This is a genomic window from Psychromonas sp. KJ10-2 (assembly GCF_047323255.1).
Taxonomy (GTDB): domain Bacteria; phylum Pseudomonadota; class Gammaproteobacteria; order Enterobacterales; family Psychromonadaceae; genus Psychromonas.
This window is the reverse complement of the sequence record NZ_CP178827.1, coordinates 2,069,264-2,088,516: the sequence shown is the minus strand read 5'-3', so window position 1 is coordinate 2,088,516 and position 19,253 is coordinate 2,069,264. Positions and strand designations below refer to the sequence as shown.

Here is a 19,253-nt window from a genome sequence, read left to right as displayed (position 1 = left end):
TTATCTCATTAAAAGTGAATCGTAAAAAAGGAACAGGAATGAGTTTAGATACAATTAATAATGCTAATACGGATAAAGGCTTCGATATTTTGAAAGTTGTTGTTGTGCACCAAACTGGATTAAAAAAATGATTCAGGCGACACCATTTGCTGATAAAGCCGCATTGTTAGCTGCCTCAGACAAGGCTTTCTCTGAATTAGACGAGCAAGATTATTTGATTGCCTTTCAAGGGCATCCACAAATTGGGGACCTCAATACACTCCATAAAAAATACGCTAATACATCGGGAACAGCGAGCCATGAGCAATCTGGAATGTCGGTAGCAGAAAGTGACGTATTAGAAGAGATGGTGGCATTAAATAAAGCTTACCTAGATAAATTTGGTTTTATCTTTATTGTTTGTGCTTCGGGTAAAAGTGCAGTTGAAATGTTGGCATTGATTAAAGCAAGAATAGACAATGATCGTGCTACTGAAGTTGGCATTGCGGGCCAAGAACAAGCCAAAATTACAGCCATTCGCTTGGAGAAATTATTATGAACCATAACCCTATTACAACGCATATTTTAGATTCTTCGCTAGGTAAACCAGCTGTGGGTGTCACTATAAAATTATTGGTTTTAAAAAACAATGAGTGGCAGTTATTGTCATCCGCTGTGACCAATAGCGATGGGCGAATTGATGGCTGGGAGCAAACTGATTGGTATCAGGATAAAGAGGTTGAAGCTCTTTTTGCAACCTACAAAATCTGTTTTGAGTTAGAAAGTTACTGGGAACAACAATCGCTTTCTGCGTTCTACCCGAGTGCTGAGATTTGCTTTAGATTACAAGATGATCGTCATCATCATATCCCTTTATTATTATCGCCTTATAGTTACTCAACTTACCGCGGTAGTTAATCGCCTTTATATTATCTCGCCACTTTATTATTTTGAGGTGGCTATGCTTTCTGCTTTACCTTTTCTCCAACTCTATTATTAATCCTCTCAACTATTTGTCATTTAAGTTGAATTTTGTTCATACTCATCCCGATCAAGTTTCATTATGATTTTTTGAAAATTATGGTTAAATACGCATATCTTATTTAGACGTATAGAAGTCCAAAATGAAAAAATTAACGATTTTAGATGGTGGTATGGGGCGAGAGCTTAAGCGCATTGGTGCACCATTCTCACAACCACTGTGGAGTGCGCAAGCTCTAATTGAAGCGCCGCACTATGTTACGCAAACGCATCAAAGCTTTGTTAATGCGGGTGCTGAGTTAATTACGGTTAATAGCTATGCTTGTGTGCCATTTCATTTGGGGAAACTCTATTTACAGAGCAAGGTGCTAAATTAGCAACACAAGCGGCTATCTTAGCCAAAGAGGTGGCTACGACTGCGCGGCATAAAGTGCAAGTGGTGGGTTCATTACCGCCTGCATTTGGTTCATATCGCCCAGATCTCTTTGATGCTGATAAAGCTTTTGATATTTTAAACACCTTGTTTATTGCGCAAGACCCTCATGTGGATGCTTGGTTAGGTGAAACTATTTCAAGTATTGCAGAAGCAAAGGTGATGTTAAAGGTGTTGGCTAACTCAACAAAACCTTGTCATTTCTCTTTTACATTAAGTGATGATTTAACGGGCGAGGCTAAATTACGATCCGGTGAATCAGTGGCTGACGCGATTGCAGTATTACTCGCAGAAGATATTACTGGTATTTTCTTTAACTGTTCCATCCCCGAAGTGATTGAGCAAGCACTTAAAGATACTGATCAAGTATTAGCTAAAACGGGTAAAACCCATTTAGATATTGGTGTATTTGCTAATAGCTTCACACCTATTCCTAAGGACTATAAAGCTAACGAACAGGTACAAGGTTACCGTGATTTATCACCACTTGATTACTTAGGGTATGCAAAACAGTGGTATGCACTAGGAGCGAATATTATTGGTGGTTGCTGTGGTATTAGACCTGACCATATTGAAGCGTTAGCTGAGTGGCAGCAAAGTCTATTAATGACTAAATAAGATAGTTGGTATAAAAAAGGCCTGAGATGAATTTACTTCATCTCAGGCCTTTTGCTTTTAGCGTTGCTTTACAGATTAATGCTTAACGTGATTTAACGTAAGGTACACCAATCGATTTTGGACCAACGGCGCGACCAATAAACCCAGCCAATAATAAAACTGTTAATACATAAGGTAGTATTTCAATCGCTTGCACTGGCACTTCACCAATAAACGGTAATTCAGCACCTTGTAGGCGAATTGCCATGGCATCCAAGAAACCAAACAGTAAACAACCAAATAACACTGGAACAGGTTTCCATTTACCAAAAATAAGCGCTGCTAATGCGATATAACCTTTACCTGCACTCATGTTCGGTACAAAACCAGCACTATGCGCGGTTGATAGGTAAGCACCCGCTATACCAGTTAATATACCTGCACAAATCAATGCACGGTAACGTAACCAAGCAACAGAGATACCTGCTGTATCTACTGCATGTGGATTCTCACCCGCAGCACGTAAACGTAAACCGAAGCGTGTTTTAAAGATAATCCACCAACAGACAGGCACTAAGGCTAAAGCTAGATAAACTAGAATGTTATGACCAGAAATTAACTCACTGTAGAGTAAGCCAATCACTGGTACATCAGCGACAGCATCAGCGCCAGGTAAGGTAATTGAAGTAAAACGCTCATCATTTGATAAAGGAGGTGTTTGACCACCTAAACCAAACCAGTAACGACCTAACGTTACGGTTAAACCTGCCGCCAACATATTGATAGCAACACCCGATACAATTTGATCGCCTCGGTGTGTGATACAGGCAAAGCCATGTAACAAAGAGAGTAAAGTAGAGGTCATCATCGCCGCTAACAACCCTAGCATAATAGAGCCTGTCACTGAGGTAGTGGCTGCCGCTGCAAATGCAGAGGATAAGATCTTACCCTCTAGGGCGATATTGACGATTCCAGAACGCTCTGAAAATAGACCGGCTAATGCCGCTAAAATCAGAGGAGCAGATACTCTTAATGTTGCATCGAGTATTAAAATTATATTCTCGTACATAATTTAAGCCTCCGCAGCGTTAGTGTTGTTAGACTTTTTCTTTTCGTCTAAATAAACAAATAATCGCTCAGTTGGTTTAACTAACATTAATGACAGCGCACCACTAAATAATACAACTAATGCTTGTACTACTTGGATCATTTCTCGGTCAATATTTGGGAAATCAAAAGATAGCTCTGCGCCACCTTGGTATAAAATCCCGAATAAAATACTGGCTAAAACAATACCAAAGGGATGATTTCGGCCAATCAAACACACGGCGATACCAGTGAAGCCATATCCTGCAACAAAGCCTAGTTTAAGCTGTTGTGCATAACCTTGTACTTCATTTAAGCTTAATAAGCCCGATAAAGCGCCAGAAATAAGCATCACAATAATGATTAAACGTTTACGGTTAATACCGCCGTATTCAGCAGCAGAAGGGCTTGAGCCCATCGCGCGGATTGCATAACCCCAACGTGTTCTCCACAGTAATAGCCACACTAAAACACAACAAAGTAGGGCGATTAAAAAGCTTAGGTTCATTGGCGATTCGGCAAAACCATAACCAAACCATCCAGCAATAGTGTGGAAACCAGGTAAACCCGCAGAGGCTTCAAAAACACGTGATACCGGTGCCATTTGGCCTTTTTGGTTAAGCACGTTTACCATTAAATACACCATCAATGATGAAGCAATAAAGTTAAACATGATGGTGGTAATAACAATATGGCTGCCACGGTAGGCTTGAAGGTAAGCAGGGATAAATGCCCATAATGCGCCAAATGCCATACTGGCGAACATAGTGATTGGTAACAGCGCCCAAAACGGTAGCGTATGATCTAAGCCTAAACAGACTAAGCCTACACCCAGTCCGCCAATGTAAGCTTGTCCCTCACCACCTATGTTAAATAGACCAGCAGAGAAGGCGACTGCTACTGCTAAACCAGTGAAGATAAAGTTGGTCGCATAATAAAAGGTATAACCAATCCCTTCTTGATAGCCAAAGGCCCCATTGATCATGGTTTGTGCGGCTTCGATTGGGTTGACATCAACGGCCAAAAATATAATGGCAGAAAAAGCAAAGGCAAACAGAATATTGATTAGTGGAAGAACAATAATGCTTACCCATGCTGGAATCTTTGAGTCATTCATAATTGCTCTCCAGAAGTTGTTGCTGTGGTTTGTTGTAGTTCATCTGGCATTATATTGGCCATCATCATACCGAGGATCTTTTCATTGGCTTGTTGTGCGCTGACTTCCCCTACGATATTGCCATCAAACATCACGATGATACGGTCCGATAAAGCCATGATTTCATCGAGCTCAACGGAAACCAATAGAATACCTTTGCCTTGGTCGCGTAATTCAATAATACGTTTATGAATTAACTCAATAGCACCGATATCAACACCACGTGTAGGCTGGCCAATTAATAGAATATTAGGGTCTTTATCGACTTCTCGGGCGATGATTAATTTTTGTTGGTTACCGCCAGAAAATAAAGAACTGCGTAATTTTGGATCACGTGGACGTACGTCCCAATCTTCCATTAAACGCGCGCATTCTTGGTTGATCACTTTAGGTTTGTTTAATAATTTTCCATTATAGGCATCGGAGTTTTGGTAGCCTAAAATAGCTGATTCTTCCGCAGTAAAAGATTTAATTAAGCCCATTACCAAGCGATCTTCTGGAATATGTCCAACACCTAAGTCTCGGACTTGGGCTGCTGAACTTGGACTTTGTGCATCAATACAGGTATCGCCAATATTAATTTGCCCAGAGTTTGGTTTGATTAATCCTGCAAGGGCACTCATTAATTCCGATTGCCCATTGCCCGATACGCCTGCAATGCCAACGACTTCACCGGCTTTAACAGAGATAGACACATTTTTTAGACGGTCAACACCGAGTTCATCGGTATAAGTTAGGTTGGAAGTAGAGAGCAGTTCTTGTTGTGCAACAGCCTCTGTTTTTTCTACTTTTAGACGTACTTTACGGCCAACCATTAATTCCGCTAACTCTTCTTTATCTGTGTCTGCAGTTTTACGGTGAGCAACCATTTCACCTTGACGCATCACAGATACATTATCGGTTGCCGCTAGAATTTCACGTAATTTATGGGTGATTAATAGGATCGTTACACCTTGATTGCGTAAGGCATCAAAGATTTTAAATAGGTGATCTGTTTCTTGTGGTGTTAACACGCCTGTGGGTTCATCTAAAATAAGGATTTTTGCACCACGATACAGTGCTTTTAGAATTTCAACTCGTTGTTGTAAGCCAACGGGAAGGTCTTCAATTAATGCATCTAATGGCACATTTAATTGGTACTCTTTTGCTAAACGTTCTAATTCTTTTCGTGCTTTTCGTAAGCTAGGTTTTAACAGGCCGCCTTCTTCTGCGCCTAAAATAACATTTTCTAATACACTAAAATTATCTACTAGCATGAAGTGTTGATGAACCATGCCAATACCATAACTAATTGCTTCTTTAGAGCTCGTTAACTTTCGGATTTCACCTGATATTTTAATATCGCCAGCGTCTGCAACATAAAACCCATAGATGATATTCATTAGGGTTGATTTCCCTGCGCCATTCTCTCCAATGATGCCATGGATCGTCCCTGCAGGTACTTTTAAATCGATATTGCAATTAGCGTGTACTGCACCGAATTTTTTATCGATGCCACAAAGCTCTAAAGCAATGTTCTCTTGATTGTGGGGTTGAGACATAAATTAAGTTTCTCTATTCTGTCCATTGATAAAGATCGGTAAAAAATGCTCCCTTACTAATGACAGCAAGGGAGCATCAATTTTCTCAGGGGAGATATTAGTAGTTACAAGTATTATCCATCATGTAATCGTGTACTTTGATTTCACCAGAAATAATTTTAGCTTTAATACCGGCAATTTTTCCTTCCATTTCAGGCGTCACTAAATCACGGTTATATTCGTCTAATGCCCAATCTACACCGTTCTCTTTTAAGCCAAGGCTTTGGATACCTGCTGTAAATGTACCTGCTTCAGCTGCTTTGAAAGCATCTACTGTTGCAACACCTACACGCTTAACCATAGATGTCAGCATGACGCCTGGGTGAATGTAGTTTTGGTTTGAGTCTACGCCAATAGCATATTTACCTTCATCAGCCGCTGCTTGGTAAACCCCTACGCCAGTACCACCTGCCGCAGCAAATACGACATCAGCACCTTTACTGAATTGGCTTTTAGCCAGTTCTGCACCACGAGCTGGATCTGACCATGCTGCGTTAGTAGAACCTGTCATATTTTGGAAAACTTCTGCATCTTTATTAACGTATTTAGCACCTTGCTCATAACCACAAGCAAATTTACGGATTAATGAAATATCCATGCCACCAACGAAACCCACTTTATTGGTTTCAGATTTCATAGCAGCCATTGCACCAACAAGGAAAGAACCTTCATGCTCTTTGAATAAGATTGATTTTACATTTGGTAAATCAACCACCGCATCGATGATTACGAATTGGCTATCAGGGTATTTTGCTGCGATTTTTTGTAGTGGTGTTGCATATAAGAAACCAACAACAAGAATAGGGCTAAAACCTTTACGCGCAAGACGCTCAAGGCCTTGTTCACGTTGAGCATCACTTGAAGGTACTAATTCACGTACTTTAGTATCAGATTGCTCCATGAATTTAATCACACCGTTTTCAGCCACCGCTTGCCCGAAAGACTTATCAAACTTACCTGTTGAATCATAAGCAACAGCAGGTTTGAAGTCTGCAGCTTGTGCGACAAATGAACAAAGCGCAATTGACACTGCTGCCGCTGTGGTGGTTAATATCTTCTTCATAAATTGTCCTTAATTTTGATTGGTTGTAAAATATATCGTTATTTTTGTATGAAAACTGTTACCTACTTAAATATTCTTAGTGATATATAAAGTATAGATAACATTACAGTTATTTATGTAATTCACTGAACTTATTGTGATTACCTAAATAGATAAGGCGCTTTCCTAGGTAGCTATCTTTAGGAAAGCGCCATGTCAGTTTTATTATTTAAAACTGTTTTTTCACATCAAGTGGATTAAGCCATAAAGCACTTGATGAATGAAACGCTAGCTTTTAACTTTCTCTGAATGTTCCTCATCCAGTGGGAAATCTTGAATAATAGGGTTGTACTCTTCAGGGTACTCGCCTAAAAATAGTGTTAATACGATGACGCTTAAACCACTAGCCGTGATAGGTGAACCAAAGATACTTTTAACAATCGCACCTAAATCACCACCAATATTTGCAGATACGGTGTTGACCACTTCTGGTACTAGTAACACGCCTAGGCCCATGCCAAATGAAACGGCTAAGGTCAGCATATTTTTTCTGTTTAATTCAACGTGAGTTAAAATTTTCACACCGGCTGTTGCAACAGTGGCAAACATAATGATAGTTGCGCCACCTAATACCGAGTTTGGTACTGCACGAAATAGGGCGCCAATGTGTGGGAATAAGCCCATGACGATTAAAATACCACCAATCCATACACCTATGTAACGACTTGCAATACCTGTTAATTGAATAACACCGTTGTTTTGACTGAACGTTGTGTTAGGGAAGGTATTAAATAATCCAGCAATTAATGAATTAACACCATCGCCTAAAATACCTTGTTGAATACGTTTTATATATGACTTACCTGCAATTGGTTGCTTCGAAACCATACAGTTTGCAGTGATATCACCTGATGTTTCAATGGCTGTAATTAAGTAGATTAAAGCGATTGGGATAAAAGCGGCAATATCAAAAGAGAAACCATATTTAAAAGGAACAGGTAAGCTGATGATAGATTCCACTTGATTAATGGCGCTGAAATTAACTTTACCCATTAATATTGCTGCAATCATACCGATGATCATGCCGATAATAATCGATGATAATCGTACCCATTGATTACCGTATTTATGAGCTGTAATAATTGAAGCCATCACTAGGCCGCCCAAAAATAGGTTATCAAAACTAGCAAATAACTCTGGTTTGTTAGTGAGTAACCACTGACCACCGGCTAAGTCGGTGAAGCCTACTTTGATTAAACTAATACCAATAACAGTAATAACAGTACCTGTTACAACCGGCGTAATGACTCGCTTTAATTTATCTAAAAATTGACTGACGGCTATTTCTACAAAAGCACCTAATACACACACACCAAAAATAAGTGATAGGATTTGGTCTGGACCACCTCCATTCGCTTTAGCAATGAAACCTGCTGCTAATACTGAGCTTAAAAAAGCAAAGCTAGTGCCTTGAACACAAATCATCCCTGCACCAATGCCCATTGGTCGTTTGGCTTGTATGATAGTGCCAACACCGGACACCATTAAAGCCATTGAAATAAGGTAAGGGATTTCCTCTCCTAAACCTAATACACCACCAATAATTAGCGTTGGTGTAATAATGCCGATAAAACTCGCTAATACATGCTGTATTGCTGCAAAAAAAGATTCTTTATTTGAAGGGTTATCATCGAGTTTATAAATTAGCTCTGACTCTTCACTCATGGGACTTCCTTATTGAATTTTTGGAACGATCGTGACGATTGTTTATATTTTTGCAACGATCGTGCCATTATTATTTAAAAGAGAAATCCATATATAAAACATAAGTTTAATGAACATTTAAAGTATATTAATAAAAGATGAATTTAAAACAGAGGCGTTATTAGTGCAGTACTTGCACTTTAAATGGGCGAGTTATCAATACAATGTAGCGGTAAATCAGGGGGAAGGTTTGGTAGGTGAGGAATAAGCAAAGCCGCGTTATGCGAGCTTTGCTTATTATGTCGAATAAAATAACTGCTTACTTAACTAAACCAGCTTGCATTTGCTGTGTACTAGTACGCTCTTTAGACATTAATGTTCTATAGGTAATAGCAGCAATAAATCCACCAATAAAGATCGCATAGTTAGCTAAACCATCAATAAAGAAAGTCGCATAGACAGCGATCAGACCTGCAATGACTAATGCGCAAACACTCTTCATATTAACCCCATTTTGATACCAATAGATACCGCTAGGCGATTCGGTATACAAAGAGTCGATATCAATATGACCTTTCTTGATGAAGTAATAATCAACAATAATAATCCCATATAACGGGCCAATCATTGCGGCTAATACATCAACGGTGTAATGGATGACTTCTGGATTATTAAACAAGTTCCAAGGCGTTAATAGAACAGACCCAAATGCCGCAATAAACCCACCTGTTTTAAAGCTAATTTTTTGTGGTGATACATTAGAAAAATCGAAGGCGGGAGCAACAAAGTTAGCAACAATATTGATGCCCACAGTGGCGAAGATAAAGGTTAATGCGCCAAGAATAGTGATCATTCCTGAATCCAGTCTTTTTACTGTTTCAACCGGGTCAGTAATCATTTCGCCAAACACAGGAATAGATGCTGATACAATCAAGACACTAAATAGAGAGAAGATAATGAAGTTAACGGGTAAACCTAAGACATTACCGATTTTTAATTGATTATAACTGGTGCAATACCGAGAGAAATCACTAAAATTTAATGTCGGACCTGCAAAATAACCTGCTACTAAACAGGCCGCAATAAACATTTGAATAATAGCATCCCAGCCAACCAACTCTTCAGAGCTCAGGTTAAAGCTAATATTTTCCCAGCCTGCTAAGTTAACTAAGTAAACACATAATGCAAACATGGCGATATAGATTGCCGGACCTGACCAGTCAATCACCTTACGTATCATATCCATACCGAACATAAAGATAATGGCTTGTAAGATCCACATCGATGTAAAGCCAACCCAGCCTAAGTAGGATAACCCGAGGAATTCACTGTTAGCTAAGCTTTCTGCACTAGGGAAAAAGTACAGAATCAAAATAATAAATGCACTAGAAGCAAGGTAAGTTTGAATTCCGTACCACACCACGGCAATCAAGCCTCGAATGACCGCTGGAATATTTGCACCAAATACGCCAAATGACATACGTGCCACCACAGGAAAGGGGCACCACATTTTTGTCCTGGTTTCCCCATCAAGTTGGCAAATAACAAAACAATAGAAATACCTACCAATAAGCTGATAAATACTTGAATACCATTTAATCCCAGCGCAAATAAACTCGCTGCGAATACATATCCTCCGACACTATGTACATCCGACATCCAAAAAGCAAAGATACTGTACCATCCCCACTTTTGTTGTTTCTCTGGTAATAGATCCTCATTACTAAGGCGTGGACTAATTGCTAATTTATCTGACATGCTAACCTCCGATGTTTATTTATTGTATACAATGTTTGTTAGCAATTACTGATCCAATATTGAAATATTCAAGGAATACAGCCTATTAAGTACTTTAATCGATTTTATCTCAGTGAAATAAAGACTTTTTTGCACTTTATTTAAACAAATGTGATCATTTTGGTGCGTTAGCTCACTTGAAATCCTCTCTTTCAAGGATAATATTAAGTAAGGATATAAATAAAGTTGTATACATTTGATTGGGTTTTGTTGTATACAATAAATAAGAGGGATTAGTAGTGAATAAAATGTTGAGTGATGAAGCCATCTATAAAAAAATATTGAAGTCGATTGTTGAGCATCAATTACCACCAGGGCACGATTACCTGAAGATAAGTTATCAGAAGCCTTTGGTCGAAGTCGCACCAGTATTCGAAAAGTACTACAGCGTTTGGCCTTAGAGCGAATTGTCACCATTGAGCCTAATAAAGGAGCACATGTAAATCGTCCTAGTGAACAAGAAGCACAAGAGATCTTAGATAGTCGCATCATGCTAGAGCCATTATTAATCCCTGAAATAATGAAATATTGGTCTAAAGCTAATTCCAAATATTTTCGCGCTATGCTCAAGGAAGAGAAACAAGCTGAAGCAAATGAAGATCAGGCTGCGTTAATTCAATTAACTGCGCAGTTTCATTATGAGTTAGCTGCATTATCAGATAACTCTGTGATGGCTGACTTTATTCAACAGCTATGTTATCGCTCATCATTAATCATTGCAGTTTTTGGCTCTCGCCATAGTGTGAGCTGTGATTGCGGTGACCATTTAGAGTTGATTGAGTTAATGGATAATGAACAAAATAACCAGGCGCAGGATTGGATGAAACAACACTTAATTCATATTAAGTCATCTTTGAAATTAGGTGTAAGCGACGGCCAAAAAATCAATTTTCAACAACTGTTTGCTAATTCGGAGTGATCAATGAAAATCAACTTAATTAACCCTAATACCTGTATCGGTATGACAGAGAAAATAGCCGCTTCTGCACGATCAGCTGCACTGTCCAGTACTGATATTATTGCATCTATGCCAACACATGGCCCCGAAAGCATTGAAAGTGCTTTTGATGAGGTGATTGCCTCAGCGGCTTTGTTAGATGTTATTAAACAGGGAGAGGAGAATCAAGTTGATGCACATATCATCGCCTGTTTTGGTGACCCCGCTTTAGATGCGGCTAGAGAGATTGCCACCGTGCCTGTGATTGGCATAGCTGGTGCTGCTTTTCAGCTCGCTAGTTTAGTGGCTTATCGATTTGGTGTAGTAACAACCATGACACGTACTTTACCAGCCAGTGAACATTTGCTGCAGCGTTACGGTTATCAACATTTATGCAGTGGTGTGAGAGCCACGGATATTGCTGTATTAGATCTTGAAAATGTCGCCGATGATGTTTATCGTGAATTAAAAGCAGAATGTGAAAGAGCCTTATTTGAAGATGGTGCAGAGGCATTAGTATTAGGCTGTGCGGGTATGTCTGATTTAACTGAGAAACTGTCAGCAGATCTTAAGGTGCCAATCATTGATGGTGTTTGTGCAGCCGTTAAGTTAGCGGAATCATTACACCAATTAGGATTAAAGACCTGCAAGATAGGGCAGTATGGTTCACCTTTAGAGAAAGCCTTTGATGGGCGTTATCAACACTGGAATAGTAATAAAAATATAACAAAGGAGCGTTACATATGAGTAAAGATAATCCTCGTGATTATAGAGGTTACGGTAGGCATGATGTGCCCGATGCAAATTGGCCGAATAAAGCAAAAATTGCGGTGCAATTTGTTTTAAATTTTGAAGAAGGAGGGAAAACTGCGTATTACATGGTGATACCCACTCAGAAACGTTTCTATCTGAAATTGCTGGTGCAGAAGCTTATCCTGAACGTCATATGAGCATGGAATCTTTATATGAATATGGCTCAAGGGCCGGTGTATGGCGTATTTTAAATGAGTTTAAAGCGCGCAATTTACCCCTAACTATTTTTGGTATTGCCACTGCATTACAACGTAACCCAGACGTTACACAAGCCATTATCGAAGATGGGCATGAGATTGCCTGCCATGGTTTAAAGTGGATTCATTACCAGCATATGTCTATCGAAGAAGAGCGAGAGCATATGGTGAAGGCGTTAGACATTATAGAAAATTTAACCGGGAACCGCCCAATGGGGTGGTATACAGGTCGCGATTCACCAAACACTCGTGGGTTAGTGGCTGAACAACAAGGTTTGCTTTATGACTCTGATTATTACGGCGATGATTTACCCTTTTGGATGCAAGTACCTAGTTCAGAAGCAGGTAAAACACGTCCTCATTTAGTGATCCCTTATACACTTGATAATAATGATATGCGTTTCTCATCACCATACGGCTTTAGTCATGGGGAAGAGTTCTTTCAATATCTAAAAGATAGTTTTGACTGTTTATATGCAGAAGGTAATGAGAAACCAAAAATGATGTCGATTGGTTTACATTGTCGTGTGATTGGTAAACCTGGTCGTTTTGTGGCATTGAAAAAATTCTTAGATTATGTTCAATCTCATGATGATGTGTGGATTGCGCGTCGTGATGAAATCGCCAAGCATTGGATAGAGAATCATCCTTGCCCTGAATAATTTTCACTATCAATAAAAAAGGCGCTAGTTTATTTAAGCGCCTTTTTTATAATGGACTCTATTTGTTATCCCGCAAGTTTTTTGATCATATCTGTTAAACAGTCCAAAGCGACTACAACATCGGATTCAATCACTTGCTCTCTTGGATTATGGCTAATCCCTTTTTCACAACGTACAAATAACATCGCGATATTAGTAATGTTTGTCATTACCATGGCATCATGTCCTGCACCACTCGCAAGGAAGCACGGTGTTTTTTGAGTATGTTGCTGGACGATTTCACCCCATTGTTTTTGCAAGGTGTCATCACATAATACTGCTTCTGCTTGATAGAGCTTTTCATGGCTGAGTTGTAATTGACGCTGTTCAGAAATATGCGCTAAGTCTTTCAACAGCTGTTCACAGCAACGCTCTAAAGTTGACTGAGACTGACTACGAATATCGACGGTAAAGTGTACTTCGCCAGCAATAACGTTCACTGCTGATGGAAATACATCACAACGCCCTACAGTCGCTACAATTTGGTTCTCAAAGGCAAACTGTTCAATATGCGAAATCATTTGAGCTGCACCTGACATAGCATCTTTACGAAGTGCTAACGGCACTGTACCAGCATGTCCTGCCATTCCTTTAAGCTTAAATTGGTAACGTTTTGCACCAGCGATACCGGTCACCACACCAACGGGTAAATCTTGATCTTCTAGTACAGGGCCTTGTTCAATATGCACTTCTAAATACGCCAATGTATCCTCTGTATTTTTTTGGTCTTTACCTGCTAGTTCAGGGTCTAAACCAAAGTCACGCATTGCTTGCGCCATGCTGATACCTTGTGCATCTTCAATTGCTAACCAATCAGATTGGAAACAACCTGCAACAGCACTTGAGCCAATTAATGTTGTGTTAAATCGTGTACCTTCTTCATCGGCAAAAGCCACAATATCAACGTGGAAGGGTAATGTTTCACCCTGTAGTTGATACATGGCTTCCAGTGCGAGTAATACACCAAGGTTACCGTCATATTTACCCGCATTTGCTACGGTATCACTGTGTGAACCGATTAAGAGAGTTGGCATGGTTGGGTTAGGGGAGACTTTACGTCCCCATTGATTCCCCACACTGTCTTCCCAAGTGGTTAGGCCTGCTTGCTCCATCCACTCTGCTAGTTGTTGATGCGCTAACTTATGCTCAGGCGTTAAGTAAGCTCTTAATAAACCGTCAGGCATCGCACTAAAGCTGGCTAACTTATCTGCCCATTGCATGATTTTTGCAGCACTTTGCTGAGTATTGTTTATTGACATAAATGCTCCTACTACCGTTAGACGCTAAAGTATTGCATAGCCGTGGTGACTGCTTGGCCTGGATTAATTTTCACTTTATGTTTGAGTAATACAGACTCCAATGCTGCAAGCGTAGTGAGCACACACTCTTGTCTTGCGTTAAAGCCCATGGTACCGATACGCCAAATTTTACCGTGTAACGGACCAAATGAAGTGCCGATTTCAATACCAAAGCAGAGGAGTAATTCTTGACGTACTTTATCGCCGTCTAACCCTTCAGGAATGTAAACGCCTACTACATTATTCATTTTGTAAGCTTGGTTACCAAACAAGGTTAATCCCATTGCTTGTAAACCTTTTGCCATTGCATCACCTGCTTGCTTATGACGAGCAACAACATTGCCACTGCCTTCTTCTAAGAAGATGCGTGCACATTCGCGAGCCGCATATAACATGCTGGTCGCTTCAGTGTGGTGGTTTAAACGCTCTGGTCCCCAGTAGTCCATTATCATGGCTAGGTCGAAATAGTTAGACTGGATAATGGCATCACTGCCTGCTGTATGATGGTCTGCGCGGATACCTGCTTCAATATGCTTGCGTCGTGTGATCACCTCTGCACATTTATCACTTAGTGTGATAGGTGCGCTACCTGATGGACCACCTAGACATTTTTGTAACCCTGCTGATACTGCATCTAATTTCCACTCATCTATTTTCAGTTCATTACCGGCGATTGAAGCGGTAGCATCACAATAAAACAACACATCATAACGATCACAAATCTCACCGATTTCTGCTAATGGTTGGTTCATGGTCGTTGATGTGTCACCTTGTACCGTTGCTAGCATTTTAGGGCCAAACTCTTTAATCGCTTTTTCTACTAATTCTGGCGGGCACACTTCACCCCACTCGATATCAATGGTTTTAACCACGGCGCCAACACGTTGCGCAATTTCACACAATAGATGGCCAAAACGCCCCATTACTGGTATCAGTACCTTATCGCCTGGTTGAAGTACTGACACTAATACTGCTTCGATGCCTGCGCGTGCAGTACCATCGACTAACATTGTCTGTTTATTTTGTGTTTCAAATACGTCTCGGTATAACGATTGCACCTGGTTCATGTAACCTGTCATCACTGGATCGTATTGACCAATTAATGCTGATGAAATCGCTTGATGCACACGTGGGTAGGCATTGATTGGACCTGGCCCCATTAATAGACGAACAGGTGGATTTAGCGTTTCAAATAAAGTGTTAGTTGTCATGATTGTCTCCAAGTAAGCTTTGCCCATCACTGCGCGGATCGCTAGTCGCCTGCGCTTTACCGTGTTTATCGAGCATAATGGCACCAGCGTGCCCCATTAATTCATTGTTATCGGCAACGGCTGTAACGTCATGCCCTAAGGCTTTGAGTGTTGCGCCATATTGCTTATAAAGTTGGTTTTCTAAACGTAGATTGTTGGTTGTATCGCCCCAAGTCCTGCCTAATAGCCAACGTGGTTTCGCCACGGCACTGGATAGACTTTTACCCTGATAAAGGTAACGGCTAAAGAGGCAAGCTTGCGTTTGTGGTTGGCCTTCACCACCCATCGAGCCATAGACAATACGTCTACCATCATGCAATTCTGCATAGGCAGGATTCAGGGTATGAAAAGGCTTTTTACCCTGGGCTAACACATTATGGTGATTAGCGTCTAGGGTGAAACTTTTGCCTCGGATGTTCCAAGTAATACCTGAGTTAGGTAAGACAACACCTGAACCAAATTCCCAGTAAATACTTTGTATAAAGCTGACCATAGTGCCGTATTGATCACAGGCACCCATCCAGACGGTATCACCTGGTTTTGCTATGTGTGGCCAAGGTAATGCTTTGTCTAAAGCGATGTTATTAACACATTGATCGATCACTGAGTCTTTTAACCAATCTTGTAATGGTTGATTTAAGCAATCTGGGTCGGTAATTTTCTGGTCACGAATAATAAAAGCTTGTTTTGTTGCTTCAACTAGCAAATGAATATGTTCAACTTCGCTACTAATTTTATCTGCTAATCGGTCGTATATGGCTAAAATCAATAAAGAGGCTAAGCCTTGTGTTGGGGCATCTAAATTGTATAAATGTCCTTTTGAAATATCCGTGGTTAAAGGTGTTATCACTTTAGCTTGATGTTGATTAAAATCGACTAAGGTGATTGGACTACCTGCTGCTTTTAAGTCTGCTGCCATTTGTTCAGCTAATTGACCGCGATAAAAGTCTTCTAAGCCGGCATCTGCTAAGTGTTTAAAAGTGTTAGCTAAAGCTGGATTGGTAATCATATCACCGATTTTTAAAGTCTTACCTTGCTTTAAATAAGTTGCTGCAAAGGTTTCTAGTTGCTGTAGTCTCCCCAGTGTTTTTTCACTGGCATCCACTAGACTTTGTGTTACTTCGATGCCTTGTTGTGCTGCATCAATTGCAGGTTGTAATAATCTACTCAGTGGGAAATTACCGCCGTTCAGCTTTAAGGCAGTTTGCCAACCAGAGATAGTGCCAGCCATGGTTAGCGCTGCTGAACCACCGCTCTCTGGGAGCTCATCAGCTTGTTGACGATAACTATCAACATCAATATTAACAGCGGCTGCACCACAGGCATCAATGGCAACAGGTTTCTCGCCGGCTTTACTGATTAACCAGAAACCGTCACCGCCGATACTGTTCATGTGCGGGTATTGCACTGACACCATTGCTGCTGCAGCAACCATAGCTTCGCTGGCTGTTCCGCCTGCGTCGAGTATTGCTTGTCCAGCTGCTGCTGCTTTATGATGAGGAGCGGTAAAAGAGGTTTGATAAGTCATCAGTTCACTTCTCCTTGTGCTAACTGTAAACCAGTTGTGATTAAGTCCGTTTCTGTATTGGCTAAGCCCATTAATGAGAAACCACAAGGGCCTTCTTCTAAACCTGCCATTGGCAAGTGCAATTGTGGTAAACCGCTTAAACCTGCAATACTGGTTAATCCCATTAATTGCGAGCGATAATCAGCCAATTTTTCACCAGTAAGGGTTAAAGAAGGAGCACCTGAAGGAGTTGTCGGTAGTACAAGTAGCCCATTCAGTTGCTGCAAATAATCAGTCACTTTTGTAGTGAAATCTTGTTGTTGTTACTTTCGCTTGCTTATATTCTTCTGTGGTGATGGTACGAGCCCACTCAACACGTAACATGATAGAAGGATCTAAGGACTCACCGTATTGGGTTAACCATTGGTTGTGTTCTTGAATGATTTCATAACCTTGAATGGTACGAAATAATAGGCTCAAGTCATCCAGTGTGATGGCTAATTCAGTTAACAAATTACAGCTGAGTAACTTAATAGACGATTTTTTACACCAAGCTTGTAATCTATTTAAACGCTCTTCACTGAGTGACTTAGCTAAGGTGTCATCGAGGAAAATATGAGAAGCTACTTGTCCTGTGTTGCTATCTTCTGAAAGTGTTTTAAATACTGCTTGTAGCAGTGATAAATCTCGACTGAAAATCCCGGCAGTATCAAAGCTTGTTGATAAAGTAAATGCGTTGCTTAAATCCAACTTACCCAGCGTTGGACGTAATCCAAATAATCCACAGTAACTTGCAGGTACGCGCACAGAGCCACCTGTGTCAGTGCCAATGGAAAAGTCTGCATGTTTACTTGCTACAGCTACTGCGCTGCCACTAGATGAACCACCAGGCAGACAGTTTGGCGCAGCCGGATTAGTCGGAGTGCCGTAGTGAATATTTTGTCCATTTAAGCTATAAGCAAGCTCATCGGTCTGAACGCGACCAACACAATCAGCTCCCTGTGCTAACAGCTTGTCGATTAAAGGTGATGTTTTAGCTGCTTTGTCATGGCTACTTAACCAAGCTGGGTTACCAGCTCCGGTAACATAACCAGCAACATCAAATAGATCTTTAAATACGAAGCTTTTACCGGTTAACTTCCCTTGTGTGGTAGCGGCTAGAAATTCAGGGCCTTGTAGGCAATAAACGCTACTATCTCTTGTTATGTTGTTACTCATGTCCAGATCCTTCTACAGTGAGGAGTTAGTTGCTGGTTCAGCTTGTGCGGCATAACGACTGGCTAAAATGGCACAGTAAAAAATCTGAATTGGGTGATACAGCATGATTGGCAATAGGATCATGCCAAGCTTAGGGTCACTGCCAAAGATAACGGTGGCCATCGGAATACCTGCTGCTAAGGTTTTTTTAGTACCACAAAAAACGGCGGCCACTTCATCGGCTAAGGCAAACTGGCTACGACGCGCACCCCACTGAATCAGGTGAACCATGATCAGCAAGATAGCGACACATAGCACAAATGAAGTGATGAGCATTTCTAGTGAGAATGAACTCCAAATACCATTAACAATTGAGTTACAGAAGGCGTTATACACAATTAATAAAATCACATATTTATCGACTTTATTAACAACGGCTTTATGTCTCTCGGCAAACTTCAATAATAGTGGACGTGCTAACTGACCTAAAATCATAGGGAGAAGCAACAGTTTTGAGATGGAAATAATAGACGCCATTAAGTCCAGTTCAACCCCTTCAAATCCCATAAATAATTGAATTAAAAGTGGGGTAATAAAGATGCCTAATATGCTTGATAATGACGCATTAAAAATAGCCCCGGACATTACCTTTACCCACACTAGTCATAGCCACTGAAGAAGAGATAGTACTTGGTAAAACAAACAGATAACAAAAACCAAAAGCGAGTGCCGCTGGCATGTACGCTAAGAATAGATCTCCGAATACGACCCACAATAAAGGGTAAGCAACAAAGGTCGCCACCTGAATGTAGATGTGCATGCGCCAGTTACTTATTCCGGCCTTAATAGCAGCAGGTGATAACCCTAAACCATGTAGAAAGAAGACAATCGCGACACCGATTCCTGTCAGTTTGTCGAGATGAATAACGCCCCCACTTTTACCAATATCGGCACTGACTGTCGCGAGTGCTATCGCGATCACCATACCAACTAAAAAC

General features: G+C 40.6%; 15 protein-coding genes and 4 pseudogenes. 7 read left to right on the top strand and 12 right to left on the bottom strand.

Translation table 11 applies throughout. From position 1 onward, the window contains the following. The first annotated feature begins 127 nt into the window (after nucleotides 1–127). The 3 genes and pseudogenes from ACLKL2_RS10075 (at nucleotide 128) to ACLKL2_RS10065 (ending at nucleotide 2,011) form a co-directional block, all read left to right on the top strand. A complete protein-coding gene (locus tag ACLKL2_RS10075) occupies nucleotides 128–538 on the top strand; it encodes a 2-oxo-4-hydroxy-4-carboxy-5-ureidoimidazoline decarboxylase (protein WP_413691499.1) in 411 nt (136 codons plus the stop codon). Next, nucleotides 535–897 (top strand): hydroxyisourate hydrolase, encoded by a 363-nt coding sequence (uraH, locus tag ACLKL2_RS10070; protein ID WP_113817733.1) that lies wholly within the window; start codon nucleotides 535–537, stop codon nucleotides 895–897. Before ACLKL2_RS10075 ends, uraH begins: the two co-directional genes overlap by 4 nt. Before the next feature lie 206 nt (nucleotides 898–1,103). Continuing rightward, a pseudogene (locus ACLKL2_RS10065) lies at nucleotides 1,104–2,011 on the top strand (homocysteine S-methyltransferase family protein). 82 nt (nucleotides 2,012–2,093) lie between these two features. Here the strand turns inward: ACLKL2_RS10065 and ACLKL2_RS10060 are convergent. The 6 genes and pseudogenes from ACLKL2_RS10060 to ACLKL2_RS10035 all read right to left on the bottom strand — a co-directional run bounded on the left by ACLKL2_RS10060 (nucleotide 2,094) and on the right by ACLKL2_RS10035 (nucleotide 10,217). Then, nucleotides 2,094–3,059 (bottom strand): ABC transporter permease, encoded by a 966-nt coding sequence (locus ACLKL2_RS10060; protein ID WP_113817735.1) that lies wholly within the window; start codon nucleotides 3,057–3,059, stop codon nucleotides 2,094–2,096. Nucleotides 3,060–3,062: 3 nt separating this feature from the next. Then, complete coding sequence (locus ACLKL2_RS10055; protein ID WP_413691498.1) at nucleotides 3,063–4,193, bottom strand: ABC transporter permease; 1,131 nt, start codon at nucleotides 4,191–4,193, stop codon at nucleotides 3,063–3,065. Then, complete coding sequence (locus ACLKL2_RS10050) at nucleotides 4,190–5,773, bottom strand: ABC transporter ATP-binding protein (RefSeq protein WP_413691497.1); 1,584 nt, start codon at nucleotides 5,771–5,773, stop codon at nucleotides 4,190–4,192. The genes ACLKL2_RS10055 and ACLKL2_RS10050 overlap by 4 nt, the downstream gene beginning before the upstream one ends. Before the next feature lie 97 nt (nucleotides 5,774–5,870). After that, nucleotides 5,871–6,875, bottom strand: coding sequence for a BMP family lipoprotein (locus ACLKL2_RS10045; RefSeq protein ID WP_113817738.1), 1,005 nt, complete (start codon nucleotides 6,873–6,875; stop codon nucleotides 5,871–5,873). Nucleotides 6,876–7,142: 267 nt separating this feature from the next. Next, nucleotides 7,143–8,579: a uracil-xanthine permease family protein gene (locus ACLKL2_RS10040; protein WP_413691496.1), complete on the bottom strand. Its 1,437-nt coding sequence runs from the start codon at nucleotides 8,577–8,579 to the stop codon at nucleotides 7,143–7,145. 298 nt (nucleotides 8,580–8,877) lie between these two features. Beyond that, nucleotides 8,878–10,217 (bottom strand): annotated as a pseudogene (locus tag ACLKL2_RS10035) (NCS1 family nucleobase:cation symporter-1). A 377-nt stretch (nucleotides 10,218–10,594) separates the two neighbouring features. Here ACLKL2_RS10035 and ACLKL2_RS10030 point away from each other — a divergent pair. From ACLKL2_RS10030 to puuE, 4 genes and pseudogenes are all read left to right on the top strand, one after another. Continuing rightward, complete coding sequence (locus ACLKL2_RS10030) at nucleotides 10,595–10,756, top strand: hypothetical protein (RefSeq protein WP_413691494.1); 162 nt, start codon at nucleotides 10,595–10,597, stop codon at nucleotides 10,754–10,756. Further along, on the top strand, nucleotides 10,726–11,274 hold the full coding sequence (locus ACLKL2_RS10025) for a GntR family transcriptional regulator (protein ID WP_413694297.1): 549 nt from the start codon (nucleotides 10,726–10,728) through the stop codon (nucleotides 11,272–11,274). The genes ACLKL2_RS10030 and ACLKL2_RS10025 overlap by 31 nt, the downstream gene beginning before the upstream one ends. A gap of 3 nt (nucleotides 11,275–11,277) precedes the next feature. After that, nucleotides 11,278–12,039, top strand: a complete 762-nt coding sequence (locus tag ACLKL2_RS10020; RefSeq protein ID WP_413691493.1) for an aspartate/glutamate racemase family protein — start codon at nucleotides 11,278–11,280, stop codon at nucleotides 12,037–12,039. Next, nucleotides 12,036–12,964: pseudogene (gene puuE, locus ACLKL2_RS10015) on the top strand (allantoinase PuuE). Before ACLKL2_RS10020 ends, puuE begins: the two are co-directional and overlap by 4 nt. Before the next feature lie 65 nt (nucleotides 12,965–13,029). On the opposite strand, the gene ACLKL2_RS10010 reads toward puuE, so the two are convergent. The 6 genes and pseudogenes from ACLKL2_RS10010 to ACLKL2_RS09985 form a co-directional block, all read right to left on the bottom strand. Continuing rightward, a complete protein-coding gene (locus ACLKL2_RS10010) occupies nucleotides 13,030–14,262 on the bottom strand; it encodes an allantoate amidohydrolase (protein ID WP_413691492.1) in 1,233 nt (410 codons plus the stop codon). 17 nt (nucleotides 14,263–14,279) lie between these two features. Then, nucleotides 14,280–15,512, bottom strand: coding sequence for a pyridoxal-phosphate-dependent aminotransferase family protein (locus ACLKL2_RS10005; protein WP_413691491.1), 1,233 nt, complete (start codon nucleotides 15,510–15,512; stop codon nucleotides 14,280–14,282). Beyond that, nucleotides 15,502–17,079: a gamma-glutamyltransferase family protein gene (locus ACLKL2_RS10000; RefSeq protein WP_413691490.1), complete on the bottom strand. Its 1,578-nt coding sequence runs from the start codon at nucleotides 17,077–17,079 to the stop codon at nucleotides 15,502–15,504. Before ACLKL2_RS10000 ends, ACLKL2_RS10005 begins: the two co-directional genes overlap by 11 nt. Then, nucleotides 17,079–17,345: a hypothetical protein gene (locus ACLKL2_RS09995; RefSeq protein WP_413691489.1), complete on the bottom strand. Its 267-nt coding sequence runs from the start codon at nucleotides 17,343–17,345 to the stop codon at nucleotides 17,079–17,081. Before ACLKL2_RS09995 ends, ACLKL2_RS10000 begins: the two co-directional genes overlap by 1 nt. Nucleotides 17,346–17,349: 4 nt before the next feature. Beyond that, nucleotides 17,350–18,276, bottom strand: coding sequence for an amidase family protein (locus tag ACLKL2_RS09990; protein ID WP_413691488.1), 927 nt, complete (start codon nucleotides 18,274–18,276; stop codon nucleotides 17,350–17,352). A gap of 12 nt (nucleotides 18,277–18,288) precedes the next feature. Then, nucleotides 18,289–19,240, bottom strand: a pseudogene (locus ACLKL2_RS09985) (bile acid:sodium symporter family protein). Between the last annotated feature and the right edge of the window lie 13 nt (nucleotides 19,241–19,253).

Coding starts and splice junctions, on each gene's coding strand:
- ACLKL2_RS10045 (WP_113817738.1), bottom strand. CDS start 6,875: ATGAAGAAGATATTAACCACCACAGCGGCAGCAGTGTCAATTGCGCTT.
- ACLKL2_RS10005 (WP_413691491.1), bottom strand. CDS start 15,512: ATGACAACTAACACTTTATTTGAAACGCTAAATCCACCTGTTCGTCTA.
- ACLKL2_RS10050 (WP_413691497.1), bottom strand. CDS start 5,773: ATGTCTCAACCCCACAATCAAGAGAACATTGCTTTAGAGCTTTGTGGC.
- ACLKL2_RS10040 (WP_413691496.1), bottom strand. CDS start 8,579: ATGAGTGAAGAGTCAGAGCTAATTTATAAACTCGATGATAACCCTTCA.
- ACLKL2_RS09990 (WP_413691488.1), bottom strand. CDS start 18,276: ATGAGTAACAACATAACAAGAGATAGTAGCGTTTATTGCCTACAAGGC.
- ACLKL2_RS10060 (WP_113817735.1), bottom strand. CDS start 3,059: ATGTACGAGAATATAATTTTAATACTCGATGCAACATTAAGAGTATCT.
- ACLKL2_RS10010 (WP_413691492.1), bottom strand. CDS start 14,262: ATGTCAATAAACAATACTCAGCAAAGTGCTGCAAAAATCATGCAATGG.
- uraH (WP_113817733.1), top strand. CDS start 535: ATGAACCATAACCCTATTACAACGCATATTTTAGATTCTTCGCTAGGT.
- ACLKL2_RS10020 (WP_413691493.1), top strand. CDS start 11,278: ATGAAAATCAACTTAATTAACCCTAATACCTGTATCGGTATGACAGAG.
- ACLKL2_RS10075 (WP_413691499.1), top strand. CDS start 128: ATGATTCAGGCGACACCATTTGCTGATAAAGCCGCATTGTTAGCTGCC.
- ACLKL2_RS10055 (WP_413691498.1), bottom strand. CDS start 4,193: ATGAATGACTCAAAGATTCCAGCATGGGTAAGCATTATTGTTCTTCCA.
- ACLKL2_RS10000 (WP_413691490.1), bottom strand. CDS start 17,079: ATGACTTATCAAACCTCTTTTACCGCTCCTCATCATAAAGCAGCAGCA.